Raw genomic sequence first — 18,203 nt, 5'->3', positions numbered from 1 at the left:
ACTATGACGTTGTATGGGACAATGGTACAATGGGGGAAAGGAGGTGAGAAACGATGAGCCAAGCCGAACTCGTGCAAATAATGGCTGAATTGCTTGACCAAAAGTTGAATCCGATCCACATGCGGCTCGATCGGATCGAAGGGGATGTCCGGACACTTCAAGAAGGGCAAGCGCGCTTGGAAGGCGAGATCCAAGCGCTGAAAGAAGGACAGGCGCGCTTGGAAGGTGAAGTGCGGTTGTTGCAAGAGGGACAAGCCCGCTTGGAGCAGCGGCTTCACCGGGTTGAAGAGGATGTGCGCACATTAAAAGCGGACATGGACATGGTCAAAGGCGACGTGCAAACGTTGAAAGCGGACATGGACATGGTCAAGGGCGATGTGCAAACCCTGAAAGAAGGACAGCAACGGCTTGAAGCGAAAGTTGAACGGGTCGAAGAAAAAGTTGACAACCTCACAACAGAAATGCGGAGCCATTTTCGCCACATCGAGAACATGCTTCATAAGCATCAGGCCGCTCTTGATTTGGCTTCGCGCGGGTTCTCTACCAAGCAAGCATCCATCGATTATTTGATAAAAAAAGTGGCCGAGCATGATATGGAAATTTTCCACTTAAAACATCATCTCCAACTATAATGTTCTTCATCGCAACAAAAAAGTCTAGCAGATCGGCGGCAACTAGAAAAGTGCGATGAAATAATGCTTGTTTTCACAGGTCTTCTAGACAGTGTTTCCGCATATAATTTTTTTTATAGAAAAAACCAGTGACAAGGGGGATGCGATATGGCGGCCCGAATCGTGAAAACGGGGTATGCGTTGGCGCTTTTGTGCATCATTGCCGGCATCGTTTATTTTTTTGCCGCCAACTGGCCGGAGATGGGGCGAGAGGCGAAAGTCGGGATCAGCATCGGCATGATGGCGGGGTTTTACATCGCAAGCGCGGCGCTTTCGGGTCGCCATCGGTTTTTAGGGCGTTGGTTGTTCTTTGGCGGGGCGGTATCGTTTGGTGTGGCGCTCGCCTTGCTCGGGCAAATTTACAATTCACATGCCGACAGCTATTGGTTGTTTCTGATCTGGCTTGTGCCGACGGCGTTGTTGGCTCGGCTGACCAACGATCAGGCGCTTTTCGTCCTTGCGCTTCTGTTGCTTCAGTTGGCCTGCTGGTTTTATTATTTTCCTTCCGCCTATCACATCGAATGGGGGGAATGGGCGTCATTTGGCTGGCTGCTTTTCTTTGTTGCTGTGAACGGTGTGCTGTTTGCGGTAAGCCGCTCGCCGTGGCCGGCCCATGTTGCCTATGCGGCCATGCATGGGTGGCTGCTTGCTATGGAGGTTACCGGGTTTTCGTACGGGCGTGATGCTTGGTGGCCATATGTGCATGCCGCGCTGCTCGCCGGGTTGCTTTATTACTTCCTTTCTGTCGCCAAACAACGCTCGTACGTCTTGGTGACGAGTTTGTTTGCCGGCTTGTTTTTGCTGATTCGATATATCCGGTTGCTTGTCGAGCATTTTGAGACGTGGCTCCTTTTGCTCGGGTTGGCGGCGGCCGCGGCGGTTCTGTACGGCGGGATCGTGCTGCTTCGGCGGGCCGGACTGTTTTCGGCCCAAACAAGAGCCGGGAAGCGGTTTTTGGCGGCGTTTCAGGCCGTTGTCACGCTGGCGGCTTCGGCGTTGGCGACGGCGAGTCTGCTCGGCTTATACTTGCTTTGGGCGGAATCGTGGTCGCCGTATGTGCTCTTTTTCTTTTCGATTGCGGCGTTTGTCCTTCCCGCCTCGTTCGGACGGCGTTGGAACATGGTCGTCCGCTATACGCTGCTTGCCGTCGGTTATGGGCTTGGATTGACGGTGGCGTGGGAAGTGTCGACTGCGGTGGTGCTCGTGTATGCGGCCGGGTTAGCCCTTGGCCTTGTGCGCTCGTCAGACAGCGGGGTGCACCGGCTGACGACCATGGCGCTCACGTTTTATTTGGCGGCAGCGCTCGGTTCGATCATGGATGAAGGACGGTTTGTGCTGCTGGCGCTTGCTCTGTGCAACGGCGGGCTGTATGCATACGGGCGGTGGAGCGGCAAGCCGCATCTTACCGCGCTTGTCTTGGCGCTCGGAGCGCTCGGGATTGCGACAAGCATGGATGTGTTTGCCGCCGACGGGACGTACATCGCCGCCAATATTGCCATGCTCGCCGCACTCGTGTTTTTCCTGTTTCAAGGGCGGCGGCTGGAGCGGAAGGCCGCTTGGGTGTACACAGTGCTGTATCTCGTGCTGAAATATTATGAATTGGCGTGGAATTTGCTTCATAAATCGGTCAGTTTGCTGGCGGCCGGGCTATTGTTGTTTGTTTGGGCGGCGTGGCTTGAAAAACGGAACGGATGGATGCGGGATGAAGGAGCGCGTTGGCGCTTCGGTGCTTCTTTTCTTGTGTTTGCCGTCATTGTTGCCCAATTTTCGTTTGCCGGCTATACCTTTTGGCAGAAAGAACGTCTGTTGCAACATGGACATGTCGTCAAACTCGAATTGGAACCGGTGGATCCGCGTTCGGTGCTGCAAGGGGACTATATCCGGCTGCGTTACGACATTTCCACGGTCCGGTCGCTCGACGGAAGCGGGCGCGTGCAAGTTGTGCTGCGAAAAGGGCCGGACGGGGTGCACCGCTTTGCCGGGATATATGCCGTTAATGGCGAAAAACAGCCCGGATATACAGAGCAGCAAGGGGACATTTTGATCAGCGGCACTTTTCATGGCACGCAAGTCGTATACGGGATCGAATCATATTTTGTGCCAGAAAAAACGGGGGCGCGATGGCAGGAAAACGCCCGTTTCGCTTATGTACGCGTGAGCGAAAACGGCGATGCGCTGCTCGAGGCGATCAGCGCTGAATAAGGGTGGGGGAGCGGGTGCCGGTGTAGGCCCCGCTGTTTTATCAAGCAGATTTTTTGGTAAAAAAGGGCTGTTCGTTTTTGAATGGTGTTTGCGGCGGCGGTGTTGCCGTCCGAGTGGAACGGAAGCAACAACTGGGTGTTAAGCGGCCGGAAAACGAAAAGCGGACAGCCGATGCTGGCGAACGGTCCGCATTTGTCGCTGTCCACGCCATCCATTTGGTACCAAATGCATTGAAAAGCGCCGACCGTCAATGTGAGTGGCGTCATCTTTGCCGGCGTCCCCGGCATCATGATCGGGCATAACGGCAGCCCGTGGTATCATGAGCAAATCGACGACTGGGTCAACGGGACGTACCATGTGACAAGTTTAGGAAAAGTCAAGGGCAGCACATTGCGGTTGCGGACGAAACAAGTGGTGGCGAAGCAAGGCGGGGGACGCTACTCCCCCGCATACCGTTCCAACACGCGGTCGACCGCCTTGCCGTATGTTTCGCCGAACAAGTTCAGGTGCACTAATAAGTAGAACAGCTGATAGAGCGGCTTCCGCTCGTGATAGTCCGGAGGAAGCGGTATAAGCTCGCAATAGCTCTCATAAAACCGGGGCGGAAAGCCGCCAAACAGCTCGGTGAAAGCGATCTCGAACTCATGGTGGCCATAGAACACAGACGGATCGATCAAATAAGGAACGCCTTCCGGCCCGGGAATCCAGTTGCCGCTCCATAAATCGCCGTGCAACAGCGACGGGAAACAGTCATCCGGAAGCCATTGGTCAAGCCGTTCAAGCAGCCGCTCAAGCCGTTGGCGCCGCTCGTGGGGGAGAAGGCCGTTCGCGGCCGCCCGTTCGATTTGCGGCCGAAGGCGGGCGTCGCGGTAATAGTCGGGCCAACGGCCGTACCAGCCGTTGCGCTGCGGCAGCGTCCCGATATATGTATCGCGGGCAAGTCCGAACGCCGGGCCGCGGCATTGGTGGAGGCGGGCAAGGTCATGGCCGAGCTGTTCAGCTGTCTGCGCCGTTTCCGTTCCTTCGACCCATTCCAAAACGAGCCATCCCCACCCGTCCGCTTCCCCGGAGCCAAAGACGTACGGAACACGGATGGCGCCCGTTTTCCGAATCAGCTCCAATCCCATCTGTTCAGCGGCGAAAAAATCGGCCGACGGGAAGCGTTGCATTTTCATAAAGTACGTACACCGATCGCTTTGGACGCGGTAGGCGTCATTGATGTCGCCGCCTGAGACGCGGCGCCAATGGCGGAGGCGGGAGTGGTCGCCGATCGATTCGAGCGCCATTTGCAACATCGTTTCTTTGCTCATTTCTCCACCTCCGTCAACTGTCGCTCGAGCTCGTTTAGCACCTCGCCGATTTTCCGGCCGTGAATGACGGCGTCAGCCCAACGGTCGAGTTCAGTCGGCTCCCAATTGATGATGACAAGCTTCGCCCCGCTTCGTTTGGCGACAAGCGGCAGCTGGTTGGCAGGGGACACTTGCAAGGATGAGCCAAGAACAAGGAACAAGTCCGCCTGGCGCGCCGCATCCCACGCCTGGTCGATGGCTTTCTCCGGCAGCGGCTCGCCAAACAACACGACCGATGGACGCAAAACTCCGCCGCATTCACACGTCAACACACCATGCAAATAGGCGAAGCTTGGCTTTTGTCGTCCGCATTGCTGGCAATGAACCGTGCGCAATGAGCCGTGGAGTTCAATGACGCGGCGGCTTCCCGCTTCTTGATGAAAGCCATCGACATTTTGCGTCACAATCGTCTGCACGATCCCGCGCCGTTCCCAGTCGGCCAATCGCCGGTGTCCGTCGTGCGGCTGGCACTGTTGCAACGTGCGGATGCGGTATTGGTAAAATTCAATGAACGATTCACGGCGATGGTACAGCGCCTCGATGGTCGCGAGTTCGCTCGGGTTAAAGCGCGCCCAAAGCCCGGCGCGCGGTGAACGGAAATCAGGCAGCCCGCTTTCGGTTGACATGCCGGCACCGGTCAGGACGACGGTGTGGCGCGAGCTGGTGAGCCAGGAGGCAATGGTCATTGTTCTTCTTCCTCCTTTTATCTTTTTTTCTCCCCTCTGACAGTTCAACGGGTCATTCATATATGTTCGACAATCATTTTCCTTTCCCTGTCCGTATATTTTTATTATGATAGAAGTGGCAGGAAAAAATGGACAAGGAGGAAAGAAGTGTGAGCAAAAAAGTGTTGATCATCACCGGCGACGCCGTTGAGGCGCTTGAAGTGTATTATCCGTATTACCGTCTGCTTGAAGAGGGGCATAACGTCACGATTGCCGCCCCGAAGAAAAAGAAACTGCACACCGTTGTCCATGATTTTGCCGATTGGGATACGTATATTGAAAAACAAGGCTACTTGATTGACGCCCATGCATCGTTTGCCGAGATCGATCCGGCGCAATACGACGCCCTTGTCATCCCGGGCGGGCGCGCTCCGGAATACATTCGCCTTGATGAAAACGTGCCGCGCATTGTTCGCCATTTCTTTGAAGCGAATAAGCCGATTGCTGCCATTTGCCATGCTTCGCTCATTTTTGAAACGATGCCAGATGTTCTAAAAGGCCGGAGTCTGACGGCGTATATCGCCTGCAAACCGGGGGTCGAAGCGCTCGGGGCGACGTATGTGTCCGATGACACGGTCCACGTTGACGGCAATCTCGTTTCCGCCCATGCATGGCCGGATTTGCCGGCGTTTATGCGCGAATTTCTCCGCCTGCTTCAATAGCGGAAAGGCAGCGGTCTTCTGACAAACGGGAAGGCCGCTTTTCCTTATGCAAAAAAAAGCGGCTGCCGCACCGTTTGCGGCTGACACTAGTTGTTTTGACGGTGAAGAATGGTGCCGGCCGATGCGGCAGAAAGAAGCCGGGCGGGCGGCCTGCAGGGAAGCAGCAAACGGATCGTCACCCGGCGATGTCCACTTGTTCCGGTCTCGCTTTTGGCGCTTTTGTCGCCAAATAGACGCCGAACAAGACGACAGCGCCGCCGGCCAGCTGCAGGACGGATAGAGCACCGCCAAGCAAAAACGTAATGACGGCGGTGAATACGGCGATCAAGTTTAAATACACACCGGCATGGCTCGGGCCGACTTTTTGCACCGACACGTTCCAAAACAAAAAGGAAAGGACGGACGGAAACAGGCAAATATAGGCGATCCCGGCGAGCCCAGCCGCGCTCAGATCGTCGGCCGGAAACGGATAAAACGCAGCCAGCGGCCACAAAAGAAGCAAGCTGAAAAAGACGGAACAAGTTGTCGCAGTAATCGGCGGAACGGGAAGCTTTTTGCCGATGATCGAATAAAGCGCCCAGACGACACCGGCGGCGAGCATCATCAAATCACCGCGGTTGTAGTCTGTCCGGAACACATGAGCCAAATGGCCGTTTGTTAAAATGAACAGCACGCCGATGAGCGACAAAAGAAAGCCGAGAATATTCAGCTTTGACAGCCGTTCGCGCAGCAGCACGTACGACAATACGACGATGATGGCCGGATTGAGCGAGTTGACGATCGCTGCGTTCATCGGCGACGTATAGGCGAGCGCGCCGTATAACAGCAAGTTGTAGCCGATGATGCCAAGAATGCCGGCCGCAGCAAGCGGCAGCCAATATTGTTTGATGACGTCCCAATAGCGCGGCCGCTCAAGCCAGTATGATATGGGAACTAACACAATGAAAGCGGCGCACCAGCGGATCAGCGTCAGCCAGAACGGGCCGGTTTCAGCAATGACCGATTTTCCTACAACGTAATTGCCGGCCCAAAATAAGTTCGCCAGCACTAAAAAAAGTTTTTCTCTCATCTTGTTTCGCTCCTGTCTTGTTTTTCCTGTCTTTTATTTTTACGTCATCATGTTCCCAATTTCCTTCTTTTGCGTTGTCCTTTTGCCGGCTGCGCGCCGATTTGTCCCGCTGGATTGTTCCGACCTAGCTAAGTAAAATAAGGTAAGAAGCGCATCATTGCCGCTTTTTCGGCACACATGAAAAACGAGGAGCAATGATTTAAGGGAAGTGATGATGTTGACGTTGACGATCAAAGTATATTTCGATTATGTCTGCCCGTTTTGCTTTTTAGCGGAAAAACCGCTGCAAGAAGCAGCGGCGGGAAAAGATGTAAACATTGAATGGATGCCGTTTGAATTGCGGCCATACCCAAATGAAACGCTCCGCCCGGAAGGGGAGTACTTGCAAAAAACGTGGAAGGAGCACGTGTACCCGATGGCGGAACGGATGGGCATTCCGATCGTGTTGCCGAGAGTTTCGCCGCAGCCGTACACCCATCTCGCTTTTGAAGGATACCAGTATGCCAAAGAGAAAGGAAAGGCCAGTGAATACAATCACCGTATGTTCACAGCCTTTTTTCAAGAGGAACAAGACATCGGGGATATTGACGTGCTGACGAAGCTAGCCGGGGAAATCGGTTTAAATGAGGACGAATTTCGCCAAGCGCTTGTCACGCGGAAATATAAAGAAGCGCACGAGCAAGCGCTTCGCCATGCGTATGAAGAAGCGAACATCACCGCTGTTCCGACGTTTGTGATCGGGGATGCAGTTCTTACCGGGGTGCGCTCAAAAGAAATGCTTGAAAAAGTCATCCAACAAGAAATGGAAAAGCAACCGCTTCACGATGCAGGTGAAGGAATGTCATGCAGGCCCGAAGGCTGCGAATAAACACGGGAAAATAAATGGGTGCCGTGTTTATTCACGGATGCCGTTTAACGGGAGGAAAGGGTTGTCTTTTTCCCGTCCATAAGATAACATTTGTACCGTAGGATTGTTTATCACGAAATAAGAAAAAGAGAAAAGGAAGGACGGTCGTTATGGCATTACCAGGCGGGGCAGCGATGAACATTACAATTCGTCTCCAGTTTGAAAAAGATATCGTGGCATTTAGCGATATCGCCGCGGCCATTGGCAAAGCGGGCGGGGACATTGTCGGGATTGACGTCATTTCCTCAAGCAAAGTCCATACGGTGCGCGACATTACCGTCAGCGCGGTTGATACGAAGCAGTGCGACTTGATCATTGAGGCGCTGAAAAAAATCCGCGGCGTCAAAATCATCAATGTTTCCGACCGCACGTTTTTAATGCACATCGGGGGAAAAATTGAAACGAACTCGAAAATTCCCGTAAAAACGCGTGATGACTTGTCGCGGGTATATACGCCGGGCGTGGCGCGCGTCTGCACGGCGATTGCTGAGGATGCGCGCAAGGCGTATTCGCTGACGATTAAACGGAATACGGTCGCCGTTGTCTCGGATGGCACGGCGGTGCTCGGGCTTGGCGACATCGGCCCGTATGCGGCGATGCCGGTCATGGAAGGGAAAGCGATGCTGTTTAAGGAATTTGCCGGAGTGGACGCGTTCCCGATTTGTTTGGATACGAAAGACACGGAAGAAATCATTCAAATTGTGAAAGCGATCGCCCCGGCGTTTGGCGGCATTAACCTCGAAGACATTTCCGCGCCGCGCTGCTTTGAAATTGAGCAGCGGCTGAAAGAAGAGCTCGACATCCCGGTGTTTCACGATGACCAGCACGGCACGGCGGTCGTCTTGCTTGCCGGGCTGCTCAATGCGTTGAAAATTGTCGACAAAAAGCTCGAGGACATCAAGGTTGTCTTAACCGGCATCGGCGCGGCCGGCATCGCCTGCACGAAAATTTTGCTTGCCGCCGGCGTGCGCAACATTATCGGGGTCGACCGCCTTGGCGCCATCCATCGCGATGAAACGTATGAAAATCCGTATTGGCAAGAATATGCACAAATCACCAACCCGGATAATCTCAAAGGAAGCTTGTCGGATGTCATCGCCGGCGCCGACGTGTTTATCGGGGTGTCTGCCCCGGGCATTTTAAAAGTGGAAGATGTGAAAAAAATGGCGCGCGATCCGATCGTGTTTGCGATGGCCAACCCGATTCCGGAAATTGATCCGGAGCTGGCCGAACCGTACGTGCGCGTCATGGCGACCGGGCGTTCCGACTATCCGAACCAAATCAACAACGTCCTTTGCTTCCCGGGCATTTTCCGCGGGGCGCTCGACTGCCGGGCGCGAGAAATTAACGAGGAAATGAAGCTCGCTGCCGCGAAGGCGATTGCCTCTGTCGTGACGGAGGATGAATTGAACGAAACATACATCATCCCGAGCGTCTTCAACAGCAAAGTCGTGGAACGCGTCCGTCAGGCGGTCGTCGAAGCGGCATACCGCACCGGCGTTGCCCGGAAAGACAACATTCCAGTTGGCGGGTATACGGGACAGTAAAAGAACCAAAATACCACGAACGAATGGACGGCTTCCTTTGCAGGGGAAGCCTTTTTTTGGCTGCAGGAGCATCTGTTGCGAGAAATAAGAAGCCGAGTGCTTAAGGGGGGCGGCCGGTGCTCGATCAATATTTCCAAAAAGTGAACGAACGTTTAGAACTCGTTTTAAAACATGAAAAGGGCAATCTAAAAAAAGCCGCTTATGTAGTAAGTGAAGCCATTCAAAAAGGTGGAATTATTCAACTGTTCGGATGTGGCCACTCCCACATTTTAACGGAAGAAGTGTTCTACCGTGCTGGAGGGCTTGTGCCAATTAAACCAATATTTTTTGAGCCCCTTATGCTTCATGAGGGGGCGGTCCGTTCGTCCATGTTGGAGAGAATGAATGATTTCGCAAAAAATTTTATAGATCATGAGGATATCCGTCCCGAGGATGTGTTTTTCGTTTTGTCCACATCAGGGCGCAATCCGGTCCCGATTGATGTGGCGCTGGCGGCGAAAGCGAAAGGCGCTTATATCATTGCGGTAACGTCCTTGGAATATTCCAAAAGCCAGCCCTCGCGGCATAAGAGCGGCCGGTTGCTGTATGAGGTCGTCGATCTTGTGATTGACAACCACTCTGTGAAAGGTGATGCGATTTTAGCCCACCCAAACGTTTCTGTTCCATTTGCGCCTACTTCCACAGTGATCGGCAGCGCGATTTTAAACGCCGTTTTCGCCGAGGCGATTGCTCTTGTGGCAGAAAATGGAGTAGAACCGCCAGTCTTTTTAAGCGGCAACATCGAGGGGGCGGACGAACATAACCGCCGATGGATTGAGAAATATAAAGCACGCATTCCGTTGTTGGTCGAGGGGCATCAGCCATAGATCGGAAACAGGCGCTGTAGCCAACCGCCATCGGTTCTTGCTAAAATAGTAGCAAACGAGAAGACGGTGGGGGATGGAGACCGATGCGTTTTGATGAACGGGTGCGGCTGTATGCCGATAAGCTGAACGATACAGATGACCAAATTGTCGATTACATTATGGAACACCGCGACGAGATCGCCGACATTCCGATTCAAAAAATGGCGGAAGCGCTTTATACAGTGCCGAACACCATCGTCCGCTTTGCCAAAAAATTAGGGTATAAGGGGTTTGCGGAACTGAAGGCGGCGTTGGCGCTCGAGCGGCGGGCCGAGGCGGCGATAAAGGCGGACGGAAAAACGGCCATCGAAAAAACGAAAGAGCTGATCGACGAGCAGCTCATCGAAGATGCTGTTCGCAAGCTGCATGAGGCGAAACACGTCTTTTTTTACGGCATCGGCGATTCCGCCTATTTTTGCGAGATGATGGCGAAACATTTGCGTTGCGTCGGCAAGCCGGCCGACTTTTTTGTCCAGCGCCACGATATGTTGTATAATGCGGACCGCTGCGGGGAAAAGGATGTCGTCTTTGTCATTAGCGTATCTGGGGAAACGAAGCAAGTGCTTGAGGCGGTTGCGGCCGCGAAGCAAAACGGGGCGTTTGTCATCAGCTTGACGCATTTTTCTCCCAATTCGCTCGCCGATCTTGCCGATTTCCGCTTGTATTGCTGGGCGCCCAAGCAGTTTTTAAACAAGTATGATGTCACCGACCGCACATCCCTTTATCTCGTGCTGCGGGCGTTGAGTGAACGGTATTGGCAAAAGTACGGCGGATGTGTATAAATACACACACGAAACGAATCATGGCGCGAGGATGGTGAAAAAGTAAGAAGATTTCGGTCTTCTTGCTTTTTTTCTTTTATAATGAAGTCGACAAACGGCATGGAAAGAGAGGATGGGAGAAATGGAGCTGAAACAGCTGACGAACGTTCGGCTGATCGATGTAGGATTGTCGTTGTCCACGAAAGAGGAAGTTATCCGCCATCTTGTCCGCAAGTTGGACGGGGAGGGGAATTTGTATTCGGCTGAATCGTTTTATCAAGCGGTGATGGAGCGGGAAGCGCTCTCTCCGACGGGGCTTGAAGCGGGGCTAGCCATTCCGCACGGGAAGTCGAAAGCGGTAAAATCGGCGGCCTTTGCGGTGGCGAAGCTGGCTCGGCCGATTCGCGATTGGGAGAGCATCGATCCGTCCAATGAAGTGGAGCTTATTTTTTTATTAGCGATTCCGGAACAGGAAGCCGGATCGACGCACTTGGATTTGCTTGCCGAACTTGCTAAACGGCTGGCGCGCGCTGACTATCGTAAGCGGTTGCAGCAATGCCGCACGGCGGAAGAGCTGTATCGCGCCCTTGACGGGGAAAAGGCGGAGGCCGTTGCAGCGCCAGCAGGAAAAACGATTGTCGCCGTCACGGCCTGCCCGGCTGGCATCGCCCATACGTATATGGCGGCTGAAGCGTTAGAGCAAGCCGGACGGGAGATCGGGGTTGCCGTATTCGTCGAAAAGCAAGGGGCAAACGGCATCGAAGACCGCCATACCGAGGAGCGGCTGCGAAAAGCGGAAGCGGCGATTTTTGCTGCAGACGTGGCGGTGAAAAACGAAGAACGGTTTGCCCATTTGCCGGTGTACCGAACGACAGTTGCGGCGCCGCTGAAAGATGCGAAAGGCGTTCTTTTGAAAGCGCTTGAGAAGGCCGAAAAGGAAGGAAAGCGGGAATATGAGCCGACAAAGGAGACAATGCCTGAGCGCGTTTCATGGCAAACGGAAGTGAAAAACGCCATTTTGACCGGCATTTCTCATATTATTCCGATTATCGTCGCCGGCGGGATGATTTTGGCGTGTGCGGTGCTTATCGCCCAGGCGTTTGGGCTTCAACAAGTATACGATACGGAAAACTCGTGGCTTTGGATGCTGCGCAAACTGGGCGGCAATATGCTTGGCACGCTCATGATTCCGGTGCTGTCGGCGTACATGGCGTATGCGATCGCCGACAAGCCAGCGCTCGGTCCGGGGTTTGCCGCGGGGATTGCCGCGACGATGATCAACGGCGGCTTTTTAGGCGGCATGCTCGGCGGCTTTTTGGCCGGCTACTTTATGAAGTGGTTGAAAAAGCAGCTTCCGCCAAAAGGCGCGTTCTCCGGATTTATCAGCTTTTGGCTGTACCCGGTCATCGGTTCGCTCGTCGTCGGAGCGCTGATGCTGTTTGTGTTCGGCAAGCCGGTCGCCGGGCTGAACAATGCGCTGCTTGAGTGGCTGAACAACTTGTCGGGCCGCAACGCCATTGTGCTCGGTGCGATTTTAGGCGTCATGGTGTCGTTTGATTTAGGAGGGCCGGTCAATAAAGCGGCATATACGTTCTGCATTGGGGCGATGGCAAGCGGCAACTTCATTCCGTATGCGGCATTCGCCTCGGTGAAAATGGTGTCGGCGTTTTCCGTCACCGCCGCGACGCTGTTGTTCAAACGGTATTTTGAAGAATACGAGCGCGAAGTCGGCAAGTCGACATGGATTCTTGGCTTAGCCGGCATTACCGAGGGAGCGATTCCGTTTATGATTAACGACCCACTGCGCGTCATTCCGTCGCTTTGCATCGGGTCGGCGGTCACCGGGGCGATCGTCACAGCGTCGCAAATCGGGCTGAACGTTCCGGGAGCCGGCATTTTCTCGCTGTTTGTCCTGCAAGGCGCACCGTTATGGAAAGCGGGAGTCATCTGGCTTGGCGCCGCGCTGATCGGGGCGTTGATTTCGACGGTGCTGTTAGTCGCTACACGCGTGCAAAAGCTAAAGGCGCAACAACGATAAGACAAATGAGGTGAAAATATTGAAGCGATACGTTCACATCGTTCCTCATGTGCATTGGGACCGCGAATGGTATTTTTCCGCGGAAGAATCGCGCATTTTGTTAGTGAACGATATGGAAGAAATATTGGAGATGTTGGAAACGAATCGTGATTACCCATACTTTGTTCTTGACGGGCAGACGGTCGTGTTGGAAGATTATTTGGCCGTCAAGCCGGAGCAAAAAGAGCGCATCCGCCGCCTTGTCCAAGAAGGAAAGCTGATCATCGGCCCGTGGTATACGCAAACGGACGAAATGGTCGTCGGCGGGGAGTCGATTGTCCGCAACTTGCTCTATGGGCTGAAAGATTGCCAAGAGTTCGGGGAGCCGATGCAAATCGGCTATCTCCCTGACTCGTTCGGGCAATCGGCGCAGATGCCGCAAATTTTAAACGGCTTTGGCATCAGGCGGGCCATTTTTTGGCGCGGCGTGTCGGAACGGCATGGCACAGACAAAACCGAGTTTTACTGGGTGAGCGATGACGGCTCGAAAGTGCTTGTGCAGCTGTTCCCGCTCGGCTATGCGATCGGCAAATATCTTCCGACTGATGAAGCAAAGCTGAAAGAGCGGATGGACAAATACTTTGCTGTTTTGGACCGCGGGGCGACGACCGATCACATTCTCATTCCGAACGGTCATGACCAAATGCCGATTCAAAAAAATATTTTTGAGGTGATCGACAAGCTGCAAACGCTCTATCCGGAACGGACCTTTTTCTTAAGCCGCTATGAACATGTGTTTGAACAGCTGGAAAAAGAGGAACAGCTTCCGGTCATCCGCGGCGAGTTTTTGGACGGCAAATATATGCGCGTTCACCGCAGCATTTACTCGACGCGCATGGACATTAAAGCGGCGAACGCCCGCATCGAAAACAAAGTGACGAACGTGCTTGAGCCGCTGGCCGCCATCGCCTCGACGCTTGGGTTTCCGTATGAGCACCGACTGATGGAGCTCATTTGGAAAGAGATGATGAAAAACCATGCGCACGACAGCATCGGCTGCTGCTGTTCAGATCTTGTTCACCGCGACATTTTGGGGCGCTTTGCGCTAGCGGAAGAGCGGGCCGACCGGCTCATCACATTTTATATGCGCAAAATGGCCGATGCGATGCCGTCGGATCGGTCGGTCGACAAGCTGGTTGTGTACAATACGCTTCCGTACGAACGGAACGAGCCGATCGAAGCGGAAATTACGACGAAGTGGAAAGCATTCCGTCTCGTCGATGAACGCGGGGAACCGGTGGAGTTTGAAGTGGTGGATGAAACGATCGTCGACCCGGGCCTGATTGACCGGCAAATCGTCCATTACGGCAACTACGATCCGTTCGTCCGCTATACGATCCATTTCCGCGACCGCATTCCGGCGATGGGGTATAAAGCGTATTTAGTGCAAGAGGCGGAACAGATGAACAAACAAGCGCCAACGGCTGTTGAGCAAGTGGATACGCCGTTTTATACGATCACCGTCAATGAGAATGGGACAATTAACATATATGACAAACAGCTGCAGCGAACGTTCCGCGATGTGCTCTTGCTTGAAGATGTCGGTGATGATGGAGACGAATATGACTTTTCCCCGCTGCCGGGCGATGAGCCGATTGATAATAAGGGCGTGAAGGCGACGTATTCGCTCCGGCAAAACAGCTATTTCGCTTATGCCGATATCACTTACCGGCTGCCGGTGCCGGCCGATCTTGACAGCCGGAAAGCGAAACGGAATGATCGTTTTCTTGATGTCGCCATTCGGTTGACCGTTCCGATGGACCAACCGCTCATCGATGTCCGGGTGCGCATCAATAACGAAGCGAAAGACCACCGCGTCCGCCTATACGTACCAACCGGCATCACCTCTACCCATTCGGTTGCTGACAACCAGTTCGGTGTCATTCGGCGGCCGGTCGTCGACCCGGCGATCGACGTGTGGGAACAAGAAGGATGGGATGAACGTCCGGATGCGATCTACCCGATGCTCACGTATGTCGGACTGTCGGATGAAACGGGCGGCATCGCTGTGCTGACGAACAGCACGAGAGAGTACGAGATTGTCGGGGAACAGCGCGATACGATCGCGGTGACGCTTTTACGCAGCGTCGGCTATCTGGGAAAAGAGGAGCTCGTGCGTCGCCCGGGCCGTCCGTCCGGCATTAAAATGGCAACGCCGGATTCGCAAATGCTCGGTGTGAGCGAGCTGCACTTCGCGTTGACGACGCATCGCGGAACGACGGAAGAAGCCAATGTTGCCAAACGGGCGAAACAGTTTTTAACGCCGCTGTATACGTACAACAAACTGCCGCACGATGCCATGAAAATGAATCCGGTGGCGTTCTCGGTGCCGTATGAATATAGCCTGTTTTCCCAACAGGAAGGCGAGGTCGTGCTAAGCGCGGTGAAGCGGAGCGAAGACCACCGCGGCGTCATTGTCCGCTTCTTTAACCCGACGCCGCAGAAGACGGAGGCGTCATTCCAATGGCACGGGCCGTCATCGGCGGCATGGCGCACAAACTTAAACGAAACCCCACTTGCGCCGCTAGTGATGGATGCAAAGCAGCAATTTACTGTACAAGTGAAGCCGAACGAAGTGAAAACGGTACTTGTTGTCGATCAAGAGCAAGAGGACGAATAGACGTAAAAGCTGGGGCTAAATGCCGCAGCTTCTTTTTTATAACAAAACGTTGAGTTTCTCTCTGTTTTGTAACACAGCTGTAACAATTGTTAAACGAAATGGCCGAAATCGGAGGCTGTCAACTCCCTTTTTGCAAGAAAAATATAGATAGTTAGAGGAGTAGAGGAAAAAAAGGAATCATCGTTAGTGAAAGGATGCGTCTTCCAATCATTGCAGCCGTCAATAATCGGTGTTGATTTGGCAATGAAAACAAGCGTCTTTTTTACCGGGGGCTGCCAATACACCCCATTTTTCATTTTGGACCAAAAATATTACAAAAACCCCATGTTATAATGGGGATGCAGGCGAGAGGACGTCCAAACGGTCCTCGCCGAACAATGCAGGCATCACTGACGGACGCAACGGCCTTTGAAACTTTGAAAATAGAAACTAATTTTGAAAATAGAAAACAAGGAGGAATTCCGATGAAGAAAAAAATGGTAGCGACGATCGCCGCTTCGGTTGCGCTCATCGGCGCTTCGTTTGCGGCAACAACAAAAACGGAAGCGGCAGGGACGACATGCCCGACGGCGAACGTGTATCAAGTAAAATATGCAAGCACAAACGTTCAAGATTTAGAGAAATGGTTGAAACAATACTTCCCGTTTGTGTCGTTCCAACCGGCTAAACCGGCAGCACAGCAACCGGCTGTAAAGCAGCCGGCAACGGCGAAACCGCAGGCGCCGGCAACGGTCAAACAGCCGGCGGCAAAACCGCAAGCTAATACGCAAGCGCCGGCAAAAACGCCAGCAACGGCGCCAAAGGCTGCAACACAAAAAACAACCGGCTTAAACGCCTATGAGCAGCAAGTCGTTGAGCTGACGAACAAAGAGCGGGCAAAATACGGTCTGCCGCCGCTTCAAGTCGACTTAGCCCTCAGCAAAGTCGCCCGCGAAAAATCGCGCGATATGGCGGTCAACAACTACTTCTCGCACAACAGCCCGACGTACGGCTCCCCGTTTGAGATGATGAAAAAATTCGGCATCTCATACACCGCCGCTGGGGAAAATATTGCTAAAGGCCAACGCACACCGCAAGAAGTCGTCAATGCGTGGATGAACAGTGAAGGCCATCGGGCGAACATTTTGAACAAAAACTTTACACACATTGGCGTTGGTTTTGAAGAAAACGGCTATATTTGGACGCAGCAATTTATCCGCAAGTAAGAGCGGCGTCCTCCCCATCCTGTCCACCGGTCTGATGGACAGGATTTTTTTTGCTGAAATAGTTCTCTAACAAAAAATAGAAAACTATGCTATAATGTTCAGCAGGCTGAAATGAGTCTGTCGACTATGGAGGATGCGCGGATGCGAATACGTGACTGGGACCGCAATTTGAAAGTGCGCTTGTTTGGCGAAGCGCTGATGAATACTACCTTTTGGATGTTTTTTCCGTTTATGGCCATTTATTTTGCCGACTCGTTTGGCAAAGAAAATGCAAGCATGTTATTGATCGTTTCACAAGTATTTTCTGTCGTTGCTAATTTGCTAGGCGGTTATTGTGCCGATCTGTTCGGGCGCAAGCGGATGATGGTGCTGTCCGCCTATGGACAGGGGATGGCGTTTTTCATTTTTGCTTTGGCCAGCTCCCCATGGTGGCAGTCACCGTTTGTCGGCTTTCTTTGTTTTACGTTTGCCGGCATTTGCGGGGCGTTTTACTGGCCGGCAAGCCAGGCGATGGTGGCGGATGTCGTGCCGGAAAAAGACCGGAGTCATGTGTTTGCCGTATTTTACACATCTGTCAACGTCTCCGTTGTCATCGGTCCGACGATCGGCGGGGTATTTTATGCGGATCACCAGTTTGCGTTGCTTTTTGCCGCGGCCTGCTCATGTTTCGCGATGGCGACACTGTTGGCGAGGCAGCTGCGTGAAACGGCCCCATTGGCGGCGGGCGAACAGAAAGTGGAGTCGTGGCCGCAGTTTTGGCGCGAACAACTAAGGCAATACACTGTCATTGTGCGCGATCGCACCTTTTTCTTGTTTATCGCTGCCGGGGTGTTGGTGGCACAAACGTTCATGCAGCTTGATTTGTTAATTCCTGTGTATACAAAAGAAACGATCGAAGAGGAAACATTATGGGGCGGCTTTACAGTTGACGGGGCTAATGCGTTTGGTTTGCTCATTGCGGAAAACGGGCTGCTTGTCGTACTCGGCACGGTGATGGTGGCGCGCTATATGGCGCGCTACGATGAGCGGTGGGCGTTTATCGGTTCGTCGATGTTATACGGCGTCACGATGTGGCTGTTTAGCCATGCAACATCGATTGTCGAGCTGATGGCGGTGATGGCGCTGTTTACGTTGGCCGAGCTGATGACGGCCGGCTTGCAGCAGTCGTTTGTGTCGAAGCTGGCGCCTGAGGACATGCGCGGCCAATATTTTGCCGCGGCGAGCCTTCGCTTTACGATCGGCCGGATGCTGGCGCCGTTGTCGCTTGCGGCGGTGACTTGGATCGGCTATACATGGACATTTGTGGCTCTCAGCATGCTCGCATTGGCCAGCGCGGGGCTGTATGCGTGGATGTTCCGGCAAGCCGGGCAGCGGGCGCAGCGATCGGATGTTTCCCTTTCTAGGTGACGGGGGCGGTGCAAACCGCTACCCGTTTTTTTTTGTTTATTATTATAATAGAAAGCACGTCGTTGTTCGTGTAACATATATTCCCTGTCTCTGACA

At 53.4% G+C, this 18,203-nt stretch carries 14 protein-coding genes and 1 pseudogene; 12 read left to right on the top strand and 3 right to left on the bottom strand.

Features of this window, described 5'->3' with window-relative positions:
- The first annotated feature begins 53 nt into the window (after positions 1-53).
- The 3 genes and pseudogenes from ACTVDO_RS09030 to ACTVDO_RS09020 all read left to right on the top strand — a co-directional run.
- Positions 54-632 (top strand): hypothetical protein, encoded by a 579-nt coding sequence (locus ACTVDO_RS09030; RefSeq protein WP_442901361.1) that lies wholly within the window; start codon positions 54-56, stop codon positions 630-632.
- A gap of 147 nt (positions 633-779) precedes the next feature.
- On the top strand, positions 780-2,873 hold the full coding sequence (locus ACTVDO_RS09025; protein ID WP_442901360.1) for a GDYXXLXY domain-containing protein: 2,094 nt from the start codon (positions 780-782) through the stop codon (positions 2,871-2,873).
- An 87-nt stretch (positions 2,874-2,960) separates the two neighbouring features.
- Positions 2,961-3,176 (top strand): annotated as a pseudogene (locus ACTVDO_RS09020) (penicillin acylase family protein); the annotation flags it as partial.
- 134 nt (positions 3,177-3,310) lie between these two features.
- On the opposite strand, the gene ACTVDO_RS09015 reads toward ACTVDO_RS09020, so the two are convergent.
- Together ACTVDO_RS09015 and ACTVDO_RS09010 are read right to left on the bottom strand one after the other, a co-directional pair.
- Positions 3,311-4,183, bottom strand: a complete 873-nt coding sequence (locus tag ACTVDO_RS09015; protein ID WP_020959559.1) for a fructosamine kinase family protein — start codon at positions 4,181-4,183, stop codon at positions 3,311-3,313.
- Complete coding sequence (locus ACTVDO_RS09010) at positions 4,180-4,908, bottom strand: NAD-dependent deacylase (protein WP_020959560.1); 729 nt, start codon at positions 4,906-4,908, stop codon at positions 4,180-4,182. The genes ACTVDO_RS09015 and ACTVDO_RS09010 overlap by 4 nt, the downstream gene beginning before the upstream one ends.
- 149 nt (positions 4,909-5,057) lie before the next feature.
- On the opposite strand from ACTVDO_RS09010, the gene ACTVDO_RS09005 reads away from it, so the two are divergent.
- Positions 5,058-5,609, top strand: a complete 552-nt coding sequence (locus ACTVDO_RS09005) for a DJ-1/PfpI family protein (protein WP_442901359.1) — start codon at positions 5,058-5,060, stop codon at positions 5,607-5,609.
- 175 nt (positions 5,610-5,784) lie between these two features.
- On the opposite strand, the gene ACTVDO_RS09000 is transcribed toward ACTVDO_RS09005, so the two are convergent.
- Entirely contained in the window at positions 5,785-6,678 is an 894-nt protein-coding gene (locus tag ACTVDO_RS09000) for a DMT family transporter (protein ID WP_442901358.1), read from the bottom strand.
- Between the two features lie 217 nt (positions 6,679-6,895).
- On the opposite strand from ACTVDO_RS09000, the gene ACTVDO_RS08995 reads away from it, so the two are divergent.
- The 8 genes from ACTVDO_RS08995 (at position 6,896) to ACTVDO_RS08960 (ending at position 18,107) form a co-directional block, all read left to right on the top strand.
- Positions 6,896-7,546, top strand: a complete 651-nt coding sequence (locus tag ACTVDO_RS08995; protein ID WP_442901386.1) for a DsbA family oxidoreductase — start codon at positions 6,896-6,898, stop codon at positions 7,544-7,546.
- Between the two features lie 149 nt (positions 7,547-7,695).
- On the top strand, positions 7,696-9,132 hold the full coding sequence (locus ACTVDO_RS08990) for an NAD-dependent malic enzyme (protein WP_442901357.1): 1,437 nt from the start codon (positions 7,696-7,698) through the stop codon (positions 9,130-9,132).
- A gap of 116 nt (positions 9,133-9,248) precedes the next feature.
- On the top strand, positions 9,249-9,998 hold the full coding sequence (locus ACTVDO_RS08985; protein ID WP_063166139.1) for an SIS domain-containing protein: 750 nt from the start codon (positions 9,249-9,251) through the stop codon (positions 9,996-9,998).
- 83 nt (positions 9,999-10,081) lie between these two features.
- Positions 10,082-10,819 (top strand): MurR/RpiR family transcriptional regulator, encoded by a 738-nt coding sequence (locus ACTVDO_RS08980; RefSeq protein ID WP_033011117.1) that lies wholly within the window; start codon positions 10,082-10,084, stop codon positions 10,817-10,819.
- 121 nt (positions 10,820-10,940) lie between these two features.
- A complete protein-coding gene (mngA, locus tag ACTVDO_RS08975; protein WP_442901356.1) occupies positions 10,941-12,836 on the top strand; it encodes a PTS 2-O-a-mannosyl-D-glycerate transporter subunit IIABC in 1,896 nt (631 codons plus the stop codon).
- A gap of 19 nt (positions 12,837-12,855) precedes the next feature.
- Positions 12,856-15,495, top strand: coding sequence for a mannosylglycerate hydrolase (mngB, locus tag ACTVDO_RS08970; RefSeq protein ID WP_442901355.1), 2,640 nt, complete (start codon positions 12,856-12,858; stop codon positions 15,493-15,495).
- 464 nt (positions 15,496-15,959) lie between these two features.
- Positions 15,960-16,700 carry a CAP domain-containing protein gene (locus ACTVDO_RS08965; RefSeq protein WP_168368446.1) on the top strand — a complete coding sequence of 247 codons (741 nt, stop codon included), beginning with the start codon at positions 15,960-15,962 and terminating at the stop codon, positions 16,698-16,700.
- Between the two features lie 141 nt (positions 16,701-16,841).
- Positions 16,842-18,107: an MDR family MFS transporter gene (locus ACTVDO_RS08960; protein ID WP_063166136.1), complete on the top strand. Its 1,266-nt coding sequence runs from the start codon at positions 16,842-16,844 to the stop codon at positions 18,105-18,107.
- Positions 18,108-18,203: the final 96 nt, after the last annotated feature.

This window comes from Geobacillus sp. BK01 (genome assembly GCF_052220245.1).
Lineage (GTDB): Bacteria > Bacillota > Bacilli > Bacillales > Anoxybacillaceae > Geobacillus.
The sequence above is the reverse complement of the archived record's forward strand: the minus strand, read 5'-3'. Positions and strand labels throughout refer to the sequence as shown.

Coding starts and splice junctions, on each gene's coding strand:
- ACTVDO_RS09030 (WP_442901361.1), top strand. CDS start 54: ATGAGCCAAGCCGAACTCGTGCAAATAATGGCTGAATTGCTTGACCAA.
- ACTVDO_RS09025 (WP_442901360.1), top strand. CDS start 780: ATGGCGGCCCGAATCGTGAAAACGGGGTATGCGTTGGCGCTTTTGTGC.
- ACTVDO_RS09015 (WP_020959559.1), bottom strand. CDS start 4,183: ATGAGCAAAGAAACGATGTTGCAAATGGCGCTCGAATCGATCGGCGAC.
- ACTVDO_RS09010 (WP_020959560.1), bottom strand. CDS start 4,908: ATGACCATTGCCTCCTGGCTCACCAGCTCGCGCCACACCGTCGTCCTG.
- ACTVDO_RS09000 (WP_442901358.1), bottom strand. CDS start 6,678: ATGAGAGAAAAACTTTTTTTAGTGCTGGCGAACTTATTTTGGGCCGGC.
- ACTVDO_RS08990 (WP_442901357.1), top strand. CDS start 7,696: ATGGCATTACCAGGCGGGGCAGCGATGAACATTACAATTCGTCTCCAG.
- ACTVDO_RS08980 (WP_033011117.1), top strand. CDS start 10,082: ATGCGTTTTGATGAACGGGTGCGGCTGTATGCCGATAAGCTGAACGAT.
- mngA (WP_442901356.1), top strand. CDS start 10,941: ATGGAGCTGAAACAGCTGACGAACGTTCGGCTGATCGATGTAGGATTG.
- ACTVDO_RS08965 (WP_168368446.1), top strand. CDS start 15,960: ATGAAGAAAAAAATGGTAGCGACGATCGCCGCTTCGGTTGCGCTCATC.
- ACTVDO_RS08960 (WP_063166136.1), top strand. CDS start 16,842: ATGCGAATACGTGACTGGGACCGCAATTTGAAAGTGCGCTTGTTTGGC.